Source organism: Nocardioides salsibiostraticola (assembly GCF_054783655.1).
This window is the reverse complement of record NZ_BAAGQD010000004.1, coordinates 104,136-125,141: the sequence shown is the minus strand read 5'-3', so window position 1 is coordinate 125,141 and position 21,006 is coordinate 104,136. Positions and strand designations below refer to the sequence as shown.

The following is a 21,006-nucleotide window of genomic DNA, read 5'->3' as shown; positions in this document are numbered from 1 at the left end:
GAAGAAGAGAATCTGACGCATGTCGACCTATGACGAACTGCTGGGCACCGTGGCGCGGATGGCGGACGCGGCCATCGAGTGGGACATGGAGTTGCTCGGTTGGTACCCCACCGCCAATGGGTGGGTCTCCGGGTTCGCGGTCTCCCCGATGACCACCTACGAACTGGACGCGACCGGGCTCTACCTCTATGACGTCAACAACGACGAGCGGTTCAACGTCGGTGAGTTCGCAGGGGTCCAGACCGACTTCCGGGCGCTGTGGCGCAGTTGGTACGAACAGATGAACGACGCCTTCCGGCCATGGCTGGGCCTCCCGGATCCGGCCGATTTCGACTCCCAGGTGAACGTGCTCCAGGAGGCGGCCGGGCGGCTGAACGTGGCAACGATCGCGACCAGTACCGGAGCCGGCACCGACGCGGAGATCCAGACCGGCAACGGTGATCTGGACTCCGCACTCCAATCGGTGGTGGGTGAGGTGGTGGCCATGAACGGCGTCACCATGGACCTCTTCGCAGCCAACTACTCCAACCGGTTGCCGGGCGTCGTGCGCGGTCAACTGGCCATGGTCGGGCTGTTGGGAACCTGCCTGACCGGAGAGCGCAACCTCTGGAAGGAAGCCCGGTTGGACGTGGCCGCCATCGCGGACGACGTTCTGCGCGTTCTCCAGGCCAAGAGCAGCGGCGGGAGTGGGGAGGCGCTCAAGATCATCGGTGCGGTTCTCGCCGGAGCCAGCCTGTTCGTCACCGCCGGGACCTCGGCCGCCGTCCTCGGCGGCGTCCGCACGGTCCTGGGAATCCTGGGTGCCTTCGCCCCCGACGAGGCCGCGTCGGGGGCGGCCCAGCAGACCTACGGAGGCGACAGCCCGGGCGCCGTCTTCGACAAACTTCGCGAAAATCTCGCGGCCTTCGACCAGGCGTTGTACGACGAGGAGGAGATCATCCAGCAGAGCCTGAACTCCGGGCTCGACGAGGTCCGGTCGAACGCGGGCTCCTTCGACCTGGCCATGACTCCGGATCTGCTGTCCGTACCCGACGACCAGGTCCTGGTCACGGGAGACATCGACGTCAAACCGGAGACTCTCGTGTTCCTGGGTCGTGCGGTCGTCCCGGTGATCGCCGGAGAGGTGCGCGGCGCTCGCAACCAGGTGGCGAGGTCGGGTGAGTTGAACGCGTGGTCGCGTTCGGGATCCGTGGGCATGTCCCCCTACGGCGGTTTTCCCGAGTGGGACGATCTACGCGACGAGTACGTCACCCTGGCCGGAGGGACGGCCCGCACCCTCGACGATGTGGGTCAGAAGCTGATCGACGTCGCCGGGCTCTTCGTCGACGTGGACCAGATCGAACGGGACAACTACGAGGCCTTTCAGGCTCTCCTGGAGTCTCGTCAGCCCTGACCCTGGCGTGGGTACGCCGAACTGTCGGCGGTCCGCTCTACGGTCTTCACATGCGCATCCTCCACACCTCCGACTGGCATCTGGGCCGGTCGTTCCACCGGGAGGGCATGCTGCAGCACCAGGCGTCGTACGTCGACCATCTCCTCGAGGCGGTGGAGAAGGAATCAGTCGATCTGGTGGTGGTTTCCGGCGATGTCTACGACCGAGCCCTGCCCGCGGTCGACGCCGTGGCGCTGGCCGACGAGACCCTGGTCCGGTTGGCGCGATCGCGAGCGCAGGTGGTGATCAGCAGCGGCAACCACGACTCCGCGCACCGGTTGGGTTTCAGCTCGAGACTCATCGACGAGGCGGGCGTGTTCATCCGCACCGATCCCGGCACCGTGGGGACCCCGGTCATCCTGGCCGACGACCACGGGCCGGTGGTCGTCCACGCGCTTCCCTACCTCGACCCCTTGGCGGTGGCCGAGCCCTGGGCTCTGAGCGAGCGATCGCACCGGGCCGCCCTCTCACACGCCATGACACGGGTCCGCGCGGATCTCGCCGCCCGCGACCGGCGTACTCGCTCGGTGGCGCTGGCCCACGCCTTCGTCATCGGCGGCGAGGCCGAGACGACGCCCAGTGACTCCGAGCGCGACATCAGTGTGGGGGGCATCTCCCACGTCCCGGCCGGCGTCTTCGACGGCCCCGACTACGTGGCGTTGGGTCACCTGCACGGTCGTCACACCCTCTCCGACCGACTGCGCTACAGCGGCAGTCCGCTGGCCTACTCGTTCTCCGAGGCGACCCACCGCAAGGGGTCCTGGCTGGTCGAGTTGGGGTCTGGCGGCCTCGAGTCGGTCGAGTTCATCGAGGCCCCCGTGCCGCGACGGTTGGCGCGTCTTCGTGGCTCGTTGGACGAGTTGCTCACCGACCCCGACCTGCGGACGCACGAGGAGTCCTGGCTCGAAGTCACCCTGACCGACGTGGCCCGTCCTGCCCAGGCCATGGACCAGATCAGGCGCCGCTTCCCGCACACCTTGGTCCTCTCCTTCGACACTCCCGCCCCGGCCTGGGGTGGACTCCCGGCGTCGGCGACCCACTCACGCAGCGAGTCCGAGATCGCCGTCGAGTTCATGCGCCAGATGCGGGGCAGCGACCCCACGGCCGAGGAAAGCGCCCTGTTGCTCCAGGCGGTCGACGCCTGCTGTGCCGACCCGGACGCCGATCCCGATCGGTCTGGTGGCTGATGCGTCTCCACCATCTCGAGGTCACGGCGTTCGGCCCGTTCTCCGACACCGTGAGGGTCGACTTCGATCAACTCTCCCAAGCCGGCCTGTTCCTGCTCTCCGGCGCCACCGGCTCCGGCAAGACCAGTGTGCTCGATGCAGTGACCTTCGCGTTGTACGGCGCGGTACCCGGGGATCGCAACGCCGCCAAACGGCTCCGCTCCGACCACGCCGAACCCGGCGCCAGGCCCGAGGTTGCGCTGGAGACGACCTTGGCCGGTCGACGGTTCCGGATCACCCGGTCCCCCTCGTGGGATCGACCCAAGAAGCGTGGGACCGGTCTCACCTCGGAGCCCCCGGCGGTCTCGCTGAGCGAGAGCGTCGATGGCACCTGGCGCCATCTGTCCAGCCGCGCCGACGAGACGGGACAGATCATCGGCGACCTCGTGGGGATGAACCTCACCCAGTTCACCCAGGTCGCCCTCCTCCCCCAGGGTCAGTTCCAGGCCTTCCTGCGCGCTACCTCCGAGGAGCGCCACCAACTGCTCCAGCGACTCTTCCGCACCGGTCGCTTCGAACGGGTCGAGGCCTGGCTGCGCGAGCACCGTCTCCAACTGCGACGGGAGACCACGCAGGCCCACCACGAACTCGCCGAGGTGATCAGCCGGGTCAGCGAGGTGGTCGACGAGCCGGTGCCGGAGGACTGGGATCTCGGCGACCTCACCGAACCGGCCACGAGCGGCAGCCTGCTCACCTGGCTGAGCGCGCACCGCAGTGAGGTGGACGAGCGCCTCGACGGCGCCCGCAACACCCACGAGCTGGCGGCCTTGGCCGAGGATCAGGCCCAGGCTGCGCTGCAGGAGGCCGAGCTGATCCGAGGCCGGCGGGTTCGGCTCGTCGAGGCATCGGCGGAGAGGACGGCACTGCAGGCGCAGTCCGTCGATCACCTGTGGCGTCGGGAACGCCTCGAACTCGCCCGACGGGCCGCCGGTCTGGCCGACGTGCTCGACATCGCTGCGGACCGGCAGCAGCGCTACACCCCGACGCGGGCCCACGCCCGGGCCAGCGTTCTCCTGGCTGTCGAGAGCGGTCTTGAACTGACAGCCCAGTCGCCCATGACCGCTCCTCCCCCCGAACAGGCTGGCATGCGCGGGCAGGACGGGCAGGACGGGCAGCTCCTGTTCGAGTGGGACGATCCCGGGACCTCCGCGAGCCCGAAGCCCTTCGATCCCGCCACACTGGACGAATCCGCACCGGCCGTCGCACAAGCACTGCAAACCGCCGTGGATAAGGCGTCCGATCGATGTGTTCGTCTGCGTCATCTCCTGCCCAAGGCCGCGCGACTCGACGCAGCGAGCGCCGAGGTCCGGCAGGTCGAGAGTCGCCGCGAGATGGCGGTCGGACACGAGGCGGACCTGTCCGACCGGTCCACCCGGATCACCGGGGTGCTGAGCGAGATCGATGCCGCCCTGTTGGTGGCGCGCGAGAACTCCTCGCGTCGTCCCGACCTGATGTCCCGGGTGGCGCAGTCAATCGAGCGACTGTCCGCGCACGCCGAGGTGCGCGATCTGATGGCCCGCCTGGAGGCAGCGCGGGAGCGACACCACGTGATCGAACAGCGCGCTCAGGATCTGCGCGAGACCTGGTTGTTCCTGAAGGAGGCTCGCCTCGAGAGCATGGCGGCGGAGATCGCCGGTCAACTCGCCGTCGGCGACTGCTGCCCGGTCTGCGGTTCCGCCGACCATCCCGACAAGGCGCTGCGAGACACCCGTGCCCCGGACGCCACGCAGGAGAAGCAGGCCTTCACCCAGATGGAGGACGCCAAGGCCGAGGCCCACGCCCGGGACGGCGCGGTGCGCGACCTCGTAACCGGGCTCGCGGTAGCCCAACAACGGGCCGGCACCGACTCTGAAGCCGACACACGAACCCAGCACGCGACACTGGAGCGCGAGTGCAGCGTCGCTGACGCCGCGGGCCGCGAGGTCACCCTGCTCGAAGGACGTCGCGCCACGCAGGAACGCGAACTGGATCTGGTCGCCACGGCGGTGAGCCATCGCCAGGACGAGGCGCGCGAGGCGACCTCCGCGATCCGGGTGCTCGAAGCCGAGATCCGCAGCATCGAGGGCGACCTGACCGAGGCACTCCTCGCTACCGGAGAGACCGACCTGGCCCAGGCGCTGTCTCGCAGCGATCACCAGGTCGAAGCCGGCCGCACGGCGCAGGAAGCCCTCCAGGCGGCAGAGGTCGCCCGGCTGGCCCTGGACGAGGCGAACGCACGACTCTCGACCTCGCTGCAACGCGCCGGTTTCGATACGACCGAGAATGCGCGAGCTGCGCTTCTCCCCGAGGCCGAGGTCCGCGAACTCGACGAGGCGGTCCGCCTTCACGAGGACCAACTTGCCGCCGTACGCCGCATCCTGGCCGAGCCCGGGGCGCAGCAGGAGGCCGCGCAGCCCCTGCCGGACCTCGAAGCACTGACCCAGACCTGCACCCAGCGTCGGGCCAGCGCGAGCACTGCGCGCGAGCAGGTCGTGTTGCTGACCTCGCGCAGCGAGCGGCTGGCTGATCTGACCCGGGCCTACGCGCAGGCCGATCTCACGTGGCGACCCCGTCATGACCAACTGGTCCTGGCCAACGCACTGGGCGCGTTCGTCGAGGGCAAGTCGGCCGACAACCGGTGGCACATGCGGCTGTCGGCCTACGTGCTGGCCTACCGCCTCAGCCAGGTCGTCGACGCTGCCAACGAGCGTCTGTCGGGGATGAGCGATCAGCGCTACTCCCTGGTGCACACCGGTCAGCGTGGGGCCGGGGAGAAGCGCGGCGGACTGAGCCTGCTGGTGCGCGACGACTGGTCGGGTGAGTCCCGGGACCCCGCAACGCTGTCTGGTGGTGAGACCTTCGTCGTCTCGCTCGCCCTCGCCCTGGGTCTGGCCGACGTCATCAGCGGCGAGGCAGGCGGGATGCGACTGGACACCCTGTTCGTCGACGAGGGGTTCGGCTCCCTCGACGCCGAGACACTGGACGGCGTGATGGACACCCTGGACTCGTTGCGCGATGGGGGCCGAGTGGTCGGCGTGGTCAGCCACGTGGCGGAGATGCGCGACCGGATCCCCACCCAGCTGGTGGTCACCAAGACCCGCTCCGGCTCCACCCTGGCGATCCGGGGCTGATCGAAGCCCTAGCGGCTGGCCCACCCGGACAGGTCCAGGCCCCACTCCTGCTCGAGGCGGGCGTACTGCGGTCGGTACATCGCAGTCAGCGACTCCTGCAGACCCGGGGTCCACTCCCAGGACACCTTGCTGCTCGAGTGCGACTTCTCGGTGACCTCCAGGCCGAGGGGCACCGAGGACACTCCCAGCCGGGACCAGATCGCGTCGACCGTGCCCTGAGGGTCGTTGCGGACCTCTTCGTGGACCATCACCATCATCCGCTCCCGTCCGCAGGCCTGGGCCCACGCGGCCAGTTGATCGGCATAGAAACCGGTCCAGGTCTGCACCATCATCGGCACCGGGTAGGGCCAGGCAAGTTGGATCGTGCGCTTCTTCGGGTCACTGCGTCGCTTCTGCTGCTCCCGGGTCAGCGCCAGGCTCATCGCTGACTTGAAACGGGCCACGGGGTCGCGCAACAGCACGAGCAACAGGCTGTCGGGCAGGAGATGCGCCACCGTCGCCGGGGTCGAGGCGTGGCGGAGGTACTGCGGGGACCATTCGCCGCGGGCCGTTCCGTTGTCCGGGAAGAGGTCGAAGTACTCCGTAGCCTCGATGCGGCCGTCCGCCACCTTGTGCAGCAGCTGTTGTTCCTTCTTCTGGTTCTCCCCGAGTCCGACCTGCGGGTGCTGGGTCAGCAGATCGGTCAGCCAGGTGGTGCCGCTGCGCTGTGCGCCGAGGCCTATCCATGCCGGGTGTCCCATGAGGTGAACCCTATAGATTCCGAACCTCTCGGCGCGGTGGGACCCACCTCTGCGTTCAGGTCGAGGGCCCCTCACGTGGCTGATCACGTGGCTGCTCACGTGAGTGCTCACGTGACTGCTCACGTGACTGCTCACGTGACTGGGCGAAGTGAACGACCTGCTGGGGGAAGGCGATGGTGATGCCCTCGGCGTCCAGCGCGGCTTTCGCGGCGACGGCCACCTCGCTGCGGACTCGCCACATGTCGGCGTTCGGTGAGGCGTGCCAGAACCGGAGGGCCACGTTGATGGTGCTGTCGCCGAACTCGAAGACCCAGGCCTCTGGTGCGTGCTGCTCGCGCACCCCCTCCACGGTAGGGGTGACCTCGCGCAGCACCTGGATCGCGTGCTCGAGGTCGGTCTCGTAGTCCAACCCGATGATGAGCTCGGTGCGCCGGACCGGGGTCTTGGTGTAGTTGGTGATCGGGGCATCCAGGACGTGGGAGGACGGGATCAACACGTCGTTGCCGTCGAAGGTCAACAGGCGCACCGTGCGGAAGTTGACCTCCAACACCCGGCCCTCGAGGTCGTTGGTGGCGATCTGGTCGCCGCTCCGGAAGGGCCGCCGGATCTGCAGGATCACCGAGGAGATCGCGTTGGTCAGGACCGATTGCACGGCCAGCGCGACCGCGATACCACCGATCCCCAAGGCGCCGAGGAGCGGAGTGATCGCCAGGCCCAGCGAGTTCAGAACGAACACCAGCACCGCGCCGATCAGGATGACCTGCACGAAGCGTCCGAGCATCCGGGCCGCTCCCGCGGCATTGTCGGGTCCACTCAGGGCGCGGACCAGCAATCGGCGCACGACGTACGCGACCAGGAATCCCCCGGCGAGGACCCCCACGGCGACCAGAGCTTCGATGACCGAGATGCCTGACCCGCCGATGTCGTCCACGCACCCATCCTGACGCATCGGCCCAGCTGCCCGGGTGGAAGCCCTACTCGGCGAAAGCCTCCAGCGGCGGGCAGGAGCACGTCAGGTTGCGATCGCCGTACGCCTGGTCGACCCTCCCCACCGGGGGCCAATACTTGTCGGGATCGATGCCGGCCGGGAAGACTGCCACCTCGCGTGGATAGTCCCGGTCCCATTCGCCCACCAGGGTGCGGGCGGTGTGGGGGGCACCGCGCAGTGGGGAGCCCTCGGGGGTCCACTCCCCTGCTCCGACCCGGTCGATCTCGCCCTTGATAGCGATCATCGCGTCACAGAAGCGGTCGATCTCGGCCAGGTCCTCGGACTCGGTCGGCTCGACCATCAGGGTGCCGGCGACCGGGAAGGACATCGTCGGAGCGTGGAAACCGTAGTCGATCAGACGCTTGGCGACGTCGTCGATCGTGACTCCCGTGCTCTTGCTGATGCCCCGGACGTCGAGGATGCACTCGTGGGCGACGAGGTCGCCGTGCCCGCGGTAGAGCACCGGGAAGAACTCCCCCAGCCGGGCGGCGATGTAGTTGGCCGACAGCACCGCGCACGCGGTCGCTCGGGTGAGCCCCTCACCGCCCATGAGGCGGATGTAGGCCCACGAGATCGGCAGGATCCCAGCCGAGCCGTACGGCGCGGAACTGATCGGTCCGATGCCTGCCCGCTTCGCGGGATCCGGGTGTTGGGCGTGCGAGGGCAGATAGGGGGCCAGATGATCCAGGACGGCCACCGGGCCGACGCCCGGCCCTCCACCGCCGTGCGGGATACAGAAGGTCTTGTGCAAATTGAGGTGCGAGACGTCGCCGCCGAACTCACCGGGCCGGGCGTACCCCAACAGCGCATTGAGGTTGGCGCCGTCGACGTAGACCTGTCCCCCGTGGCCGTGCACGATCGAGCACAACTCGGTGATCGAGTCCTCGTAGGCCCCGTGGGTCGAGGGGTAGGTCACCATGATCGCCGCGAGAGTGTCCGCGTGCTGCTCGCACTTGGTCCGCAGGTCGTCCAGGTCGATCCCGCCGTCCTCGGCGGCCTTGACCACCACCACCCGCATGCCCGCCATGACCGCCGACGCGGCGTTGGTGCCGTGGGCGGAGGAAGGAATCAGGCAGACGTCGCGGGGCGTGGTGTCGATGCCCGATTCGAGGCGCGAGAGGTGATAGCCACGGATGGCCAGCAGCCCGGCCAGCTCCCCCTGGGACCCTGCGTTGGGTTGGATGGACACCCGGTCGTAACCGGTGACCTGGGCCAGCCACTCCTCCAGCTGGTCCACGAGCTCGCGGTAGCCACGGGCGTCCTCCGCGGGAGCGAAGGGGTGCAGGTCCGCGAACCCCGGGAGCGAGACCGGTTCCATCTCGGTGGTGGCGTTGAGCTTCATGGTGCATGAGCCCAGCGGGATCATCCCGCGATCCAACGCATAGTCGCGGGCGGAGAGCTTGCGCAGGTAACGCAGCATCGCCGTTTCGCTGTGGTGGCTGGAGAACACCTCGTGGGTGAGGTACGCCGAGGTGCGGCCCAACTCGGTCGGGAGTGCGTCGGCGGTCTCGCCATCGATAGCGGCGATGTTCGCCTCGGTGCAGGTGATGTCGAAGGCTGCCAGCACACCGACCAGATCCGCGGCGGTGGTGCGCTCGGAGGTGCTGATCCCGATGGTGTCCTCGTCCACGAGCCGCACCTGGAGACCCTGCTCGCGGGCGGCGGTCTGGATCGAGGCCGCGCGCCTCGGGGTGTGGACGGTGAGGGTGTCGAAGAACGTCTCGGACCCGAGCGAGTAGCCGGCGTCGCGCAGGGCCTGGGCCAGAACGGCGGCGTACCGGTGGGTCCTGGTGGCGATCTGACGCAGCCCCTCAGGACCGTGGTAAACGGCGTACATCGACGCCACTACGGCGAGGAGCACCTGGGCGGTGCAGATGTTCGAGGTCGCCTTGTCGCGACGGATGTGCTGCTCACGGGTCTGCAGGGCCAGGCGGTACGCCGGGCGGCCGGCGGCGTCGATCGACACCCCGACGAGTCGACCCGGGAGGTGACGCTCGAGCCCGGCGGCGACGGCCATGAATCCGGCGTGGGGGCCGCCGTAGAACAGGGGCACTCCGAAACGCTGGGAGGACCCGACCACGACGTCGGCGCCCAGTGAGCCGGGCGCCTCCAGCAGCGTGAGTGACAGGAGGTCCGCAGCCACGACCGCCAGGGCGTTGTGCTCGTGGGCCGCGCTGATCAGCGGGGTGGGGTCGACGATGCGACCGGTGGCGCCGGGGTACTGGATCAGGACCCCGCACAGCTCACCCTCGGGAAGCCCGAGCGACAGGTCGGCGACCACGATCTCGATGCCCATCGCCTCGGCGCGGGTGCGCACGACGTCGATCGTGGCGGGCAGTGCGTCGGCGTCGACGACGAAGGGGCCCTGGGCCTTGCGGTTACCGCGACGAACGAGGGTCATCGCCTCAGCGGCGGCCGTCCCCTCGTCGAGCAACGAGGAGTTGGCCGTGGGCAGCCCGGTCAGGTCGGAGATGACGGTCTGGAAGTTGATCAGCGCCTCGAGACGGCCCTGGGAGATCTCCGGCTGGTAAGGCGTGTACGCCGTGTACCAACTGGGGTCCTCGAGCACGTTGCGGCGGATCACCGGTGGGGTGATGGTGGCGTGATAGCCCAGACCGATCATGGCGGTGGCGGGCTTGTTCGTCGCGGCCATCTGACGCAGTTCGGAGGCGACGGTTTCCTCGGAGGCCGCCGCGGGCAGGTCGAGGACGGCGGACTGTCGGATCCCACCGGGAACGGCCGCGGCCATCAACTCTTCCAGCGTGGCGAACCCCAGACGATCCAGCATGTGCTGCTCGTCGGCCTCGGTCAGGCCGATGTGGCGGCGTACGAATGGTGAGGCGGCGTCCAGCTCGGACAAGGACGAAGCTGTGGGCAGATGTGACATCGGGCGGGCTCCTCGGTAGGCCTGGGGACAGGTCGAACGATCGCCCTCCCCCTCTGTCACATCCGGTATCGGTTGCTTCAGAGTTGCCTGGTCCGCACGGTCCGGGCGCCTGAGAGGTTCCGGGGAGGAATTGCCCCTTCGGCGCTTCTACCTCCGGTCCCCTACTGCAGGGAACCGGAGACGAAGACTCTCCCGTGCGGGATAGTCAGCAGGAACAACCTATCAGCGCACCGATAGGACCGGTCAGCTGATCTTGCGAGCCGCGCGGCGAGCGGCGAGTTCGTCGGCCGCACTGGGTGCGGTCTCGACGGTGGCGCGCTCGGAGGGCAGATCCGCGAGAGTTCCCTCGATCTCGCGCCAGACCCCGCCGATGGCGATGCCGAAGACGCCTTGGCCGCCCTGGAGGAGGTCGATGACCTCTTCGTTGCTGGTGCATTCGTAGACCGAGGCGCCGTCGCTCATCAGCGTCACGCGCGTGAGGTCGTCGGTGCCGCGCTCGCGCAGGTGGGTGACCGCGGTGCGGATCTGCTGCAGCGAGATGCCCGCGTCGAGGAGTCGTTTGATGACCTTGAGGATCAAGATGTCGCGGAAGGAGTACAACCGCTGTGACCCCGAGCCCTTGGCGCCACGAACGGTGGGCTCGATGAGACCCGTCCGGGCCCAGTAGTCGAGCTGACGGTAGGTGATACCGGCCGCGTTGCAGGCCGTCGGTCCGCGGTAGCCCTGGTCACTGGGCAGCGGGGAGACGTCGTCGGTGAACAACAGACCCTGCTCGTGGGCGGCTGTGCCGGCGCGCTGGGCGTCGGCTGCTGCCGACTCAGGGTTGGAATGTTGGTCGTTCACACGGTCCTCCGTGGGTCTACTTCGTGGTCAGCAACTCGGGGGAAGGGAACAACAACACGCGTGGAGTTACAACGAAGACACTTCAAGGTAGACCCGTTTGGCACCCCGGTCAACGATGCTCGACTGCGTGTCGCACAACCCTCAACCTCTACTTGAGGGTGAGGGTTGTTCAGCTGCCGTCGAAGTCCTCAGGGGTGACCTGATCGAGGAACTCCCGGAACTTCTCCACTTCGTCCTCCTGTTCGGCGGGCACCGCGAGGCCAGCCTCGTCGAGCACCTCCTCGGAGCAGGTGATGGTCGTTCCGGTGCGCAGTGCGAGCGCGATCGAGTCCGAGGGCCGGGCGCTGACCTCGACCCCGCTGGCGAAGACCAGGGTCGCGAAGAACACCCCCTCCTTGACGTCGGTGATCCGGACCTCGATCAGCGCGTTGCCCGTGGCATCGAGTACGTCCTTGAGCAGGTCGTGGGTCAGCGGACGCGGGGGTACGACGCCCTGTTGGGCGAAGGCGATCGCGGTGGCCTCCACGGCGCCGATCCAGATGGGGAGATAGCGCTCCCCGGAAACCTCTCGCAGGAGGACGATCGGCTGGTTGGACGGCATCTCGACTCGGACACCCATCACATCGACTTCGCGCACACCGCAACGCTACACCGCGCTCCCCACCACGACACCGGGCCTGGGTCGGGGCGGGGTCGGGGCCGGGTCGGCTCGGCGGTCCGGGTTCAGCAGCGAGGCTCAGGACCAGGCTCAGGTGGTGCGCAGGCCCGACTTGACCAGGGTCGCGTGCAACCGGACCGACAGGGCGGCGATCTCGCTGATCTGGTCCTCGGCGCGGGCCCGGGCCGCGGCGTCGCGACCGCTGCGGTGCGGTGCGACCACCTGCTCCACCAGTCCGACCTCGCGGTCGGCGGCGGTCTTGAAGGCCCGCAGGTGACGGGGTTCGAAGCCGAATTCGGACAGTTCCCGGGCGGTGCGGGCGATCACCAGCGCGTCGGAGTCGAAGTGGCCGGTCCCTGCCTTGGCCCGCAGGAGGCCGTACTGCTCGAGCTGGGTGAGCAGGTCTTCGGAGATCTCGGCGATCTTGATCAACTCACGGCGCGAGATGCGCACGTTGTCCCGACGCTGGAAGGACGCTGCGCCCGGCAACCCGTCGGCGGCGAGGCTCACCACCGGCACGGTCGGCACCACTGCCTCGATGGGCGGTGGCTCGAGGCCCCGGTCGATGGCGTCGAGGTGCTCGCCGATGACCTTCAGGGGCAGGTAGTGATCGCGTTGCATGCGCAGGATGTAGCGCAGGCGGTCGACGTCGGTCTGGGCGAACTTGCGGTAGCCGGCCGGCGTGCGTTCGGGCTTGATCAGCGATTTCTCCTCGAGAAACCTGATCTTGGGGATGGTGATCGACGGGTAGTCCTCGCGGAGCAGGTCGAGGACCTGCCCGATGTTCATCCGGGCCCCGGACCCCGGAGCCCCTGCTGCTTCAGCCCGGGCCACGACTCAGGAGCTCTCGTGACCTGCGAAGAAGACCAGGCGGTACTTGCCGATCTGGACCTCGTCCCCGTCCTTGACCGCCACCTCTTCGATCCGATCGCGGTTGACGTAGGTCCCGTTGAGGCTCCCGGCGTCGGAGACCTTGAAGGTGGCGCCGTCGCGGTGGAACGTGGCGTGGCTACGTGACACGGTGACGTCGTCGAGGAAGATCTCGGAGTCGGGGTGCCGACCGGCCTTGATGATGTCGGCGTCGAGGAGGAAGCGGTTCCCTGCGCCGGGGCCCTTCTGCACCACCAGCAACGCGTGCCCCGCGGGCAGCGCGTCGACGGCTGCGGCATCGAGGGTGTTCAGGGCCCGGTCCGACGTTTCCACCTTGTCCGTCCCGGATCCACTGGCGGTGACGTGGCCGAACTGAATCGTCGCGGTCGTCTCGGCGGCGTCATTGGCAGGACCGCTGGAGGCGTCGCCGCTCGGCGACTCGGCGATCCGGGTACCGCACTGGGCGCAGAAGCGCGCGTCGTCGGGGTTCGGTTTGCCGCAGGAGGTGCAGAACATCGGTGTCCTCTGGGGTGTGCGGGTTGATTCGTCGGTCTCAACAACCCTCTAGCGCGGCCTGAGGGTGATGGTTCCCCGAACCTATCAGTCAGCCCTCGAGGCTGGCGGTGTACGCCGCCGAGTCGAGCAGGTCATCGGGCATGCCACCGTCGCCGGGCACGATCTCGAACAGCCAGCCCGCACCGTAGGGGTCGTTGTTGACCAGTTCGGGGGTCGCGTCGAGGCTCTCGTTGCGGGCCACGACCTCGCCGGTGACGGGAGCGTAGACATCGCTGACCGACTTGGTCGACTCGAGCTCACCGCAGGTCGAACCGGCGGTGAGGGACTCACCGATCTCCGGGAGCGAGACGTAGACGATGTCGCCCAGGGCGTCCTGGGCGTAGTCGGTGATGCCGATCCGCACCGAACCGGCGTGCTCCCCCGGGGTGCGGATCCATTCGTGTTCAGCGGTGTAGGACAGGTCCTCGGGATTCACGATCGCTCCTCGTTCAGTCAACGGGTCGGGTGCTCAGGTCGGGGTGCTCGGGAAGAACGCAGCGAAGCCACGCTGGGTCCCGGACGGCCCCTGAGGTTACTGTCCCACTTGCGGTTCGGCGTACTCAGGTGGGACCGGTTGCCGGATGGACTCGATGTCCAAGGACGTCAGGGTCTGGACTTCTAGCTCGCCGCCGTCGTCACGGACCTGCGCCCGGGGCCCCTGAGAGAAGTTGATGGCTCCCTCGAGACCGGCTGGCTCACCGATGATGTCGATGACGTACGGCGCGGTGAGCCTGACCCCGTCGACCTCGATCGCGTCGCCGACATCCTCGAAGGACGTCTGCGCGACGACGCGCACCTCACCGTTGAACTGGATGGCCTCGGCGCCGAAGGTGCGCGTCTCCTGCACCACGTCGAGGAGGGTGCTGATCGTGATCTGCCCGGTGACCTCCTTGATCGTCACGCGAATCCCTGGGCCGGTCACCGGCACCAGTCCGGCCAGGATGCTCAGGGTCGCGGCCTCGTTCTCGGCCTGGTCCAGAGCAGCCTGCCGGCGGCTCGAGTCGGATTGAAGGTCGTCGCGGGTCTGCTCGAGTCGGGCGAGTTCACGTTCGGCCCGCTGGCTGGTGCCGGCCAGACCGTTGAGGATGTCGATCAGGTCCTGCTGCCGGACCCCGGCGAAGCTGTCGTCCACCTCGTTGGCGCGGACCTGAGTGACGCCAGCGAACCCGACCAACGCCAGGATCAACGCGACCACCATCTGGGTGCGGGCCGGCTTGACCAACGCCTTCACCAGGCGTGACCGGCCGTCGACCTCTTCGGACCCGGGATCGGGGGGCAGCGGTCGTTGAGCCTCCTCGGCCGTGGGGAAGTCTGCTCCATCAGGCATGGAACAGGTGCCTTCGAATGGCCGCGACGTTGGCGAAGATACGGATCCCCAGGACCACGATGACCCCGGTGGAGAGTTGACCACCAACGCCGAGACGGTCACCGAGGTAGACGATGCCGGCAGCGATGAGGACGTTGCTCAGGAACGAGACGACGAAGACCTTGTCATCGAAGATCCCATCGAGGTAGGCGCGCAGACCACCGAACACCGCGTCGAGGGCGGCCACGACCGCGATGGGTAGGTACGGCTCGAGTCCGAGGGGTACGTCGGGCTGGAAGTACAGACCGAGGAGGACCCCCGCGAGCAGGCCGAGAGCAGCGATCATGGCGAACTCTCCCCTCCGTCGGGTACGAAGCCCGGAGTCAACTGGGCGTTGCGCAATCGTAGGTATCGGCTGGGGCCGCTGGGCAAGGTGACCACGGCTTCGTTGCTGAAGGCGTAGGTGAAGCCTAGGCGACGGGCCAGGTCGGCGAACGCGAGGCCACTGGAGGTGTCGAAGAAGTCCGCCTGCAGGCTCCGGCGATCACCGATCGCGGAGACGACGTAGGGCGGTGCGATGCCCACGCGATTGATCTCGATAGGGACGCCGGAGTTGCGGATGGCACTCATCGCGGTGAGCCTCTGGCCGTTCACGGCGATGGCCTCGGCCCCGGCACTCCACAGACCGTTGACCAACAACGCCAGGTCGGCGTCGTAGACGACCTGGCTCGGATCGGCCTCCGGGGCGTTCGCGAGCGTCACCCGGACACCCTCGCCCTGCACCGCCAGCATCCCGGTGCGCACCCGGAAGCGTCGTACCTGGGTGTTCGTGGTCTCGTTCCGGTCGACAAGGTCCGCCAGCACTCCCGCGTTGCGGGTGTTCGATTCGCGCAGCTCGACCACACGGTCCTGCAGGAGTGAGACCCGTTCCCGTTCGGTGGTGATGCGGCTGATCAAGGTGGCTCGTCCGGCGTCGTTGACCGCGACGTCACGTGAGCGCTGGACGGCAGCGGTCGAGGCCAGAACTCCGAAGACCAGAACGGCGACGGCCGCGGCGTAACGTCGACGTGGGGCGGGGCTGAGCCCACGCAGCGTGCGCTGCTCGGCGGCTCGCACGTAGTCCTCGTCGAGGGCCTGGCGACTGATCAGGGTCAACAGGGGCATCGTCACGCGCTCGGGCAACGGGGTCCCGGTGGGCTGTGAGGTGCCCCGCTCAGCCATCACGGACCGCCGACAGCGGCTCGGTGGTGGCCAACAGGCGGCGTACCTGCCAGGCGTACAGGACCCCGGCCCACCAGTAGAGACCGATCCCCCAGATGGCGAACGACCACCCGAACACCTCGGCCAGGCCCGCAACGGTGCCGTCCCCATCTCCCAGGAGCAGCAACGGGAAGGCGTAGAGCAGGTTGAAGGTGGCGGCCTTGCCGAGGAAGTGCACAGGGAGCGCGCTGTATCCCCGGGTCCGCAGCAACGGGACGAGTCCCCACATGAGGGCGTCCCGCAGCGGCAACGAGACGGCCATCCACCACGGGATCACGTCGCGTAGGGCGAGACCCAGCACCACGGCCAGGATGTAGAGACGGTCGGCCACCGGGTCGAGGATCTGTCCCAGGGTCGACTGTTGCTTCAACTTCCTGGCCAGCCACCCGTCCAGGAAGTCGGTGAACCCCGCCACGAACAAAAGGGCCAGGGCCCAACCGTCCTCTTCGGGGCCCAACACCAGCCAGAGGAACAGCGGCACACCGGCGAGCCGCAGAGCACTGAGGACATTGGGCAGCGTCATCACTCGATCGGCATTCGCCGCCGCTGTCTTGTCTGCCACGGGTGCGACCATAACGGGTGGGACCGCAGGTCAGGGCATCTCTTCCAAGTGAGCCGCGTCGCGAATCTCGCCGACCAGTTCCTCGATCGCGTCCTCGAGTGTGATCACACCCAAACTGGCACCCGCTTCGTCGACCACCTGCGCCATGTGGGCACCACGCCGGCGCAACTTCTCCAGGGCGACGTGCAGTTGGTCGGTCATCGCGACGGTGGCGAAGGGACGGATCCAGCTGTCGTCCAACGGTCGCGCCCTGCGCTCCTCGTCGGGGTCCAGAACGTCCTTGATGTGGAGGTATCCCACGAGTTGGCCCTCGGCCCCGGCCACGGGGAACCGGCTGAATCCGGTGTTGGCACACACGAGTTCGACGTCGGCCGGTGACGATCCGCGCTCCACGGTCGTCAGGGTGTCGGCCCGCATGAGCACCGTCGCCACGGTCTTCTCGGTGAAGCCGAGGGCGCCGGCCAGACGGCCGTACACCTCTTCCTCCAGCAATCCCTCGCCGCGGGACTCCTCGACGAGGACCGCGACCTCGTCGCGGGTGAAGCTCGAGCTCACCTCTTCGCGCGGTTGCACCCCCAGGGTCCGCAGACACAGGTTGGCGATGGCGTTCAGGGCCACGATCACCGGGCGGAGGACCCGCACGATGGCGAGCATGGGCGGACCCAGGAGCAGTGCGGATCGCTCCGGTCCCGCCAGGGCGATGTTCTTGGGCACCATCTCGCCGAAGACCACGTGCAGGAAGACCACGATCGCCAGGGCCAGGGCGAACGCAATCGGATGGAGGAACCCTTCGGGGACGCCGCCGGCCTCGAAGGCCGGCTCGAGGAGGTGGGCCAGCGCTGGCTCTCCCACGGCACCGAGTCCCAGCGAGCAGATGGTGATGCCCAACTGCGCCCCAGCCATCATCAGCGAGAGGTTCTCCATGGCCGTCAGGGTGCTCCGGGCCATCCGGGAACCCTGCTGGGCCTTGGGTTCGATCTGGCTTCTGCGAGCCGAGATGAGTGCGAACTCGGCTCCAACGAAGAAGGCGTTGAAGGCAAGCAGCAGGACGGCGATCACCAGGGCGGTCGTCGTACTCATGGAGTCACCGTCTCGTCGTCAGGTGAGGACACCGGTTGCTGGCCGGGTGGTTGGTCGACCCGCATCGAGATGCGGTCGATGCGCAGGCCGTCGAGCTGTTCCACCATGAGGGTTGCGCTCTGAACTTCCTCGTCGTCTCCTCCGGATGAGTTGACGAGCTCGATCTCGACCGCGTCGCCCGGATCGGGCACGCGCCCGAGCACCTTCAGCACCAGGCCGGCGACCGTGTCGTAGTCCTCACCCGCGGGCAGTTCCACTCCGGTCAGGTCCTCGACCTCGTCAGGACGCAGCAGCCCCGAGATGAGCCAGGACCCGTCTCTGCGCTGGCGAGCCCGGGCTCCGGCTCCGTCGTGTTCGTCAGAGATGTCCCCGACGATCTCCTCCACGACGTCCTCGAGCGTCACGATTCCCGCGTGGCCGCCGTACTCGTCCAGGACGATCGCCATCTGGAAGCCATCGTTGCGGAGTAGGGCCATCAGCGGATCCAGGCGCAAGGAGTCGGGTACGACGCTGGGCTTGTTCATGAGGTGCTTGACCTTGGTCGTGGCTCGTTCGTGGGTGGGGAGGGCTACGGCGTTCTTCACGTGCACCGTCCCGATCACCACGTCCCCGTCGTCGAGCACCGGGAACCTGGAGTGACCGGTGGCCCGGGTCAGTTCGATGACCGCGCTGGCCCGGTCGTTCTCCTCCAGGGTGTAGGTCCGCACCCGAGGTGTCATGATCTCGCCGGCGTTGCGTACGCCGAACTCCACCGATCGCTCCATCAGCTCCGCTGTGTCCGGGTCCAGAGTCCCGGTGTCGGCCGATCGTTGGATCAGGGAGGCGAGTTCGGTCGAGCTGCGTGCGGATCGAAGCTCCTCCTGGGGTTCGACCCCCAGCCTCCGGACGACGGCGTTGGCCGCCCCGTTGAGGAAACGGATCGGCGCCCGGTTGATGCGGGTGAACCATCGCATCGGCAACTGCGTCGCACTGGCGGTGGCCATCGGCAGTGCGATGGCCAGGTTCTTCGGCACCAACTCACCGAACAGCATGGTCAGGAGCGTGCTCAGGGTCAGCGCCAGGGTCAGGGCCAGGGGTGTGACAGCTCCCTGCGGCAGACCCGCCGCGAGGAGCGGACCGTCGAGGATCTCGGAGAAAGCCGGTTCAGCCAGGAATCCGATGCCGAGGTTGGTCACGGTGATGCCCACCTGTGCCCCCGACAACTGGGTCGAGAGGCTCTTCAGGGCCGTCTGCACGCCCTGTGCCTTGACGTCGCCCGACTCGGCGGCCCGATCCACCTGGCCACGATCCACGGTGACGAAGGCGAACTCTGCGGCGACGAAGACGCCGCAGGCCACGATCAGGAGCCCGGCCACCGCGAGAAGAATCCACGGGGTCATCCTCGGAGCTCCCCGAAACAGTGGGGTGAGAACGTCGTATGTTGAGAACCATCCATGAGCGGTGCTCGTGGTCCCTTTCGTCAGGCGGCCGGTGGACGCGATCGCGACTCGTTGCGTCACGAGCCGTCGGCGAACTGTACCCGCCTCGGACGCATAGACACGATGCCGCGACCGGTCGGGACAGGGCGAGGCTCGTCACAGAACGGCCAGACTCTCTAGTCCTTTGTGACTATTCCGTCCGGGGTGCGGCCTCCGTGGCGTGAACCTCACCTACGTTGTGAAGACGACGTGAAGATCCCCCCGGTCCTCCGTCATCCCCCCACCCCCACATCTCGTCATCCGAGGCCTCCCCCCATGAGCCAAACGCTGATTGATTCTCGACGCACGCTGTTGCGCCGTCTGGCGGCGACCGGTGCCGCTGGTATCGCCGTGACCGCAGGTCTCGACGCTGTCGCGAGCGAGGAAGCGGCAGCCGCCGAGCGTCGCGCCAACCGCAAGAGGTCCTGCCGACGGTTCCGCAACAAGAACAAGCGCCGCCGCTGCCGCAAGCGCAAGCGGCGCCAGCGAAAGAAGCGTCTGCGCGACAAGCGCAAGGAGAACAACGCTCCCGTGGCTCCCCCGGCCGCTCCGGCGACCAACCCGCCCGTGGTGTCCTCCCCCATCCCCACCTCAGCTCTGCTCGGTGCGTCCGAGCGGCAGGTGGTGAGCCGGTTCTCCTACGGCATCAACGACACCCTGGCCCAGGAGGTCGGCTCCGCCGGCGGCGCCCGAGCCTGGTTCGAGCAGCAACTGGAACCCGCCACGATCGCGGACGAGCAGACCGACGCGTTTCTGGGGTGGTGGCCCGGCCTGGTGCGGTCCCCACAGGACCTGTGGAACCGTCAGCGCACGGGCGCCGAGGGCGGCTGGGAGGTCATGGAGGACTACCAGCGCTGGCTGCTGGCCCGCCGGATGCACACCAAGCGTCAGGTCGCCGAGGTGATGACCGACTTCTGGTTGAACCACCTCCACGTGCCGGTCAACGGTGACGCTCAATTCACCCACCGACTGGGGTACGACTCCACGATCCGCACCCATGCGCTGGGGCGCTTCGACGACCTGCTGCACGCCGCGATCACGCACCCCGCGATGGGGATCTACCTCGACAACGCCGTCTCGACCGCCGCACACCCCAACGAGAACCTCGGCCGCGAACTCTTGGAACTGCACACGGTCGGACGGGGCAACTACGGCGAGGCCGACGTGAAGAACTCCGCACGCATCCTGACCGGCTACCGGGTGGACATGTGGAAGACCTTCAACTCGTGGTACTCAGCCGAGGACCACTGGCGCGGACCGGTGCAGGTCATGGACTTCACGGACCCGAACGCGGCTGCTGACGGGCGCGGGGTCGCGGAAAGGTACCTGCGCTTCCTGGCCCGGCACCCCAGCACCGCTCGACGGATCGCTCGCAAATTGGCGGTCAAGTTCGTCAAGGACCAACCGTCCGACGCTCTGGTGGATCAGCTCGCACAGGTCTACCTCGACAACGACACGGCCATCAAGCCTGTCCTGCTGGCCCTACTCGACTCGACCGAGTTCCGCGGCTCCGCGGGGATGAAGGTGCGCGACCCCGGTGAGGACATCGTGGCGACGTACCGGGTGCTGGGTCTGAAGCTGGATCCTCCCCCGAACTCGGCCTCCAACGACTGGGGCATCAACGGCGCCCTGTGGCAAGCGCGGTCCATCGGTGCGGCCCCCGGTGATTGGGCCCGTCCCGACGGCGCCCCGGCGGACAACGAGTCCTGGTCCTCCCCCGCACGTCTGATCGCTTCGATGGACCAGCACTGGAACATGTCCGGTGGTTGGTGGCCGAGCAAAGGCACCACCTACCGCCAACCGGTCGAGTGGATGCCTGCGCCGTCGTGCCGCTTCGATGAACTGGTCTCCCACCTGTCCCGTCAACTGCTCCACCAACCCGCCACGAGCCAACTGCAGGCAGCCTGTCGCCAGGCGTTGGGCGATGTTTCGGCGAGTACCGTGATCAGCGCCACCCACCCGGTCATCAAGTGGAACTTCCATCGCTTGCTCGTGACCTTCCTCGACTCCCCAACACACATGGCCAGGTGAG

The 21,006-nt window shown here is 67.9% G+C and carries 18 protein-coding genes and 1 riboswitch; of the genes, 4 read left to right on the top strand and 14 right to left on the bottom strand.

Translation table 11 applies throughout. The features are described 5' to 3' along the window. Positions 1 to 19: 19 nt before the first annotated feature. The 3 genes from ACYVLV_RS03335 to ACYVLV_RS03325 are packed head-to-tail and all read left to right on the top strand — an operon-like array spanning position 20 to position 5,768. Entirely contained in the window at positions 20 to 1,393 is a 1,374-nt protein-coding gene (locus ACYVLV_RS03335) for a hypothetical protein (RefSeq protein ID WP_460807679.1), read from the top strand. Positions 1,394 to 1,443: 50 nt separating this feature from the next. Beyond that, positions 1,444 to 2,619, top strand: a complete 1,176-nt coding sequence (locus tag ACYVLV_RS03330) for an exonuclease SbcCD subunit D (RefSeq protein WP_460807678.1) — start codon at positions 1,444 to 1,446, stop codon at positions 2,617 to 2,619. Then, positions 2,619 to 5,768 carry an AAA family ATPase gene (locus ACYVLV_RS03325; RefSeq protein WP_460807677.1) on the top strand — a complete coding sequence of 1,050 codons (3,150 nt, stop codon included), beginning with the start codon at positions 2,619 to 2,621 and terminating at the stop codon, positions 5,766 to 5,768. Before ACYVLV_RS03330 ends, ACYVLV_RS03325 begins: the two co-directional genes overlap by 1 nt. Before the next feature lie 8 nt (positions 5,769 to 5,776). Here the strand turns inward: ACYVLV_RS03325 and ACYVLV_RS03320 are convergent, their stop codons facing one another. From ACYVLV_RS03320 to ACYVLV_RS03255, 14 genes are all read right to left on the bottom strand, one after another. Then, complete coding sequence (locus ACYVLV_RS03320) at positions 5,777 to 6,508, bottom strand: sulfotransferase family protein (protein WP_460807676.1); 732 nt, start codon at positions 6,506 to 6,508, stop codon at positions 5,777 to 5,779. Positions 6,509 to 6,563: 55 nt separating this feature from the next. Further along, positions 6,564 to 7,439, bottom strand: a complete 876-nt coding sequence (locus tag ACYVLV_RS03315) for a mechanosensitive ion channel family protein (RefSeq protein ID WP_460807675.1) — start codon at positions 7,437 to 7,439, stop codon at positions 6,564 to 6,566. 43 nt (positions 7,440 to 7,482) lie between these two features. Beyond that, positions 7,483 to 10,383 (bottom strand): aminomethyl-transferring glycine dehydrogenase, encoded by a 2,901-nt coding sequence (gene gcvP / locus ACYVLV_RS03310; protein ID WP_460807674.1) that lies wholly within the window; start codon positions 10,381 to 10,383, stop codon positions 7,483 to 7,485. Positions 10,384 to 10,470: 87 nt separating this feature from the next. Beyond that, positions 10,471 to 10,588, bottom strand: a riboswitch (glycine riboswitch). A 38-nt stretch (positions 10,589 to 10,626) separates the two neighbouring features. Continuing rightward, positions 10,627 to 11,226, bottom strand: a complete 600-nt coding sequence (locus ACYVLV_RS03305) for a MerR family transcriptional regulator (RefSeq protein WP_460807672.1) — start codon at positions 11,224 to 11,226, stop codon at positions 10,627 to 10,629. Positions 11,227 to 11,395: 169 nt separating this feature from the next. Further along, on the bottom strand, positions 11,396 to 11,863 hold the full coding sequence (locus ACYVLV_RS03300; protein WP_460807671.1) for a bifunctional nuclease family protein: 468 nt from the start codon (positions 11,861 to 11,863) through the stop codon (positions 11,396 to 11,398). 111 nt (positions 11,864 to 11,974) lie between these two features. Beyond that, a complete protein-coding gene (gene ftsR / locus ACYVLV_RS03295; protein ID WP_460807670.1) occupies positions 11,975 to 12,673 on the bottom strand; it encodes a transcriptional regulator FtsR in 699 nt (232 codons plus the stop codon). 48 nt (positions 12,674 to 12,721) lie between these two features. Next, positions 12,722 to 13,270, bottom strand: a complete 549-nt coding sequence (locus ACYVLV_RS03290) for an FHA domain-containing protein (RefSeq protein ID WP_460807669.1) — start codon at positions 13,268 to 13,270, stop codon at positions 12,722 to 12,724. An 88-nt stretch (positions 13,271 to 13,358) separates the two neighbouring features. Then, positions 13,359 to 13,745, bottom strand: coding sequence for a glycine cleavage system protein GcvH (gcvH, locus tag ACYVLV_RS03285; RefSeq protein WP_460807667.1), 387 nt, complete (start codon positions 13,743 to 13,745; stop codon positions 13,359 to 13,361). Positions 13,746 to 13,841: 96 nt separating this feature from the next. Beyond that, positions 13,842 to 14,636 carry a DUF881 domain-containing protein gene (locus ACYVLV_RS03280; RefSeq protein ID WP_460807666.1) on the bottom strand — a complete coding sequence of 265 codons (795 nt, stop codon included), beginning with the start codon at positions 14,634 to 14,636 and terminating at the stop codon, positions 13,842 to 13,844. Next, positions 14,629 to 14,961, bottom strand: a complete 333-nt coding sequence (locus ACYVLV_RS03275) for a small basic family protein (RefSeq protein WP_460807665.1) — start codon at positions 14,959 to 14,961, stop codon at positions 14,629 to 14,631. The genes ACYVLV_RS03280 and ACYVLV_RS03275 overlap by 8 nt, the downstream gene beginning before the upstream one ends. Further along, positions 14,958 to 15,836 carry a DUF881 domain-containing protein gene (locus ACYVLV_RS03270; protein ID WP_460807663.1) on the bottom strand — a complete coding sequence of 293 codons (879 nt, stop codon included), beginning with the start codon at positions 15,834 to 15,836 and terminating at the stop codon, positions 14,958 to 14,960. The genes ACYVLV_RS03275 and ACYVLV_RS03270 overlap by 4 nt, the downstream gene beginning before the upstream one ends. Further along, a complete protein-coding gene (locus ACYVLV_RS03265) occupies positions 15,829 to 16,398 on the bottom strand; it encodes a CDP-alcohol phosphatidyltransferase family protein (protein WP_460807929.1) in 570 nt (189 codons plus the stop codon). Before ACYVLV_RS03265 ends, ACYVLV_RS03270 begins: the two co-directional genes overlap by 8 nt. A gap of 69 nt (positions 16,399 to 16,467) precedes the next feature. Then, complete coding sequence (locus ACYVLV_RS03260; RefSeq protein WP_460807662.1) at positions 16,468 to 17,517, bottom strand: hemolysin family protein; 1,050 nt, start codon at positions 17,515 to 17,517, stop codon at positions 16,468 to 16,470. Continuing rightward, positions 17,514 to 18,896, bottom strand: coding sequence for a hemolysin family protein (locus tag ACYVLV_RS03255; protein ID WP_460807661.1), 1,383 nt, complete (start codon positions 18,894 to 18,896; stop codon positions 17,514 to 17,516). Before ACYVLV_RS03255 ends, ACYVLV_RS03260 begins: the two co-directional genes overlap by 4 nt. A 354-nt stretch (positions 18,897 to 19,250) precedes the next feature. On the opposite strand from ACYVLV_RS03255, the gene ACYVLV_RS03250 reads away from it, so the two are divergent. Next, positions 19,251 to 21,005 carry a DUF1800 domain-containing protein gene (locus tag ACYVLV_RS03250; protein ID WP_460807659.1) on the top strand — a complete coding sequence of 585 codons (1,755 nt, stop codon included), beginning with the start codon at positions 19,251 to 19,253 and terminating at the stop codon, positions 21,003 to 21,005. Position 21,006 lies beyond the last annotated feature (1 nt).

Excerpts from the sequence above, each read along its gene's own strand:
- ACYVLV_RS03335 (WP_460807679.1), top strand. The coding sequence starts at position 20 with ATGTCGACCTATGACGAACTGCTGGGCACCGTGGCGCGGATGGCGGAC.
- ACYVLV_RS03330 (WP_460807678.1), top strand. The coding sequence starts at position 1,444 with ATGCGCATCCTCCACACCTCCGACTGGCATCTGGGCCGGTCGTTCCAC.
- ACYVLV_RS03325 (WP_460807677.1), top strand. The coding sequence starts at position 2,619 with ATGCGTCTCCACCATCTCGAGGTCACGGCGTTCGGCCCGTTCTCCGAC.
- ACYVLV_RS03320 (WP_460807676.1), bottom strand. The coding sequence starts at position 6,508 with ATGGGACACCCGGCATGGATAGGCCTCGGCGCACAGCGCAGCGGCACC.
- gcvP (WP_460807674.1), bottom strand. The coding sequence starts at position 10,383 with ATGTCACATCTGCCCACAGCTTCGTCCTTGTCCGAGCTGGACGCCGCC.
- ftsR (WP_460807670.1), bottom strand. The coding sequence starts at position 12,673 with ATGAACATCGGGCAGGTCCTCGACCTGCTCCGCGAGGACTACCCGTCG.
- ACYVLV_RS03290 (WP_460807669.1), bottom strand. The coding sequence starts at position 13,270 with ATGTTCTGCACCTCCTGCGGCAAACCGAACCCCGACGACGCGCGCTTC.
- ACYVLV_RS03280 (WP_460807666.1), bottom strand. The coding sequence starts at position 14,636 with ATGCCTGATGGAGCAGACTTCCCCACGGCCGAGGAGGCTCAACGACCG.
- ACYVLV_RS03275 (WP_460807665.1), bottom strand. The coding sequence starts at position 14,961 with ATGATCGCTGCTCTCGGCCTGCTCGCGGGGGTCCTCCTCGGTCTGTAC.
- ACYVLV_RS03270 (WP_460807663.1), bottom strand. The coding sequence starts at position 15,836 with ATGGCTGAGCGGGGCACCTCACAGCCCACCGGGACCCCGTTGCCCGAG.
- ACYVLV_RS03265 (WP_460807929.1), bottom strand. The coding sequence starts at position 16,398 with ATGACGCTGCCCAATGTCCTCAGTGCTCTGCGGCTCGCCGGTGTGCCG.
- ACYVLV_RS03260 (WP_460807662.1), bottom strand. The coding sequence starts at position 17,517 with ATGAGTACGACGACCGCCCTGGTGATCGCCGTCCTGCTGCTTGCCTTC.
- ACYVLV_RS03255 (WP_460807661.1), bottom strand. The coding sequence starts at position 18,896 with ATGACCCCGTGGATTCTTCTCGCGGTGGCCGGGCTCCTGATCGTGGCC.
- ACYVLV_RS03250 (WP_460807659.1), top strand. The coding sequence starts at position 19,251 with ATGAGCCAAACGCTGATTGATTCTCGACGCACGCTGTTGCGCCGTCTG.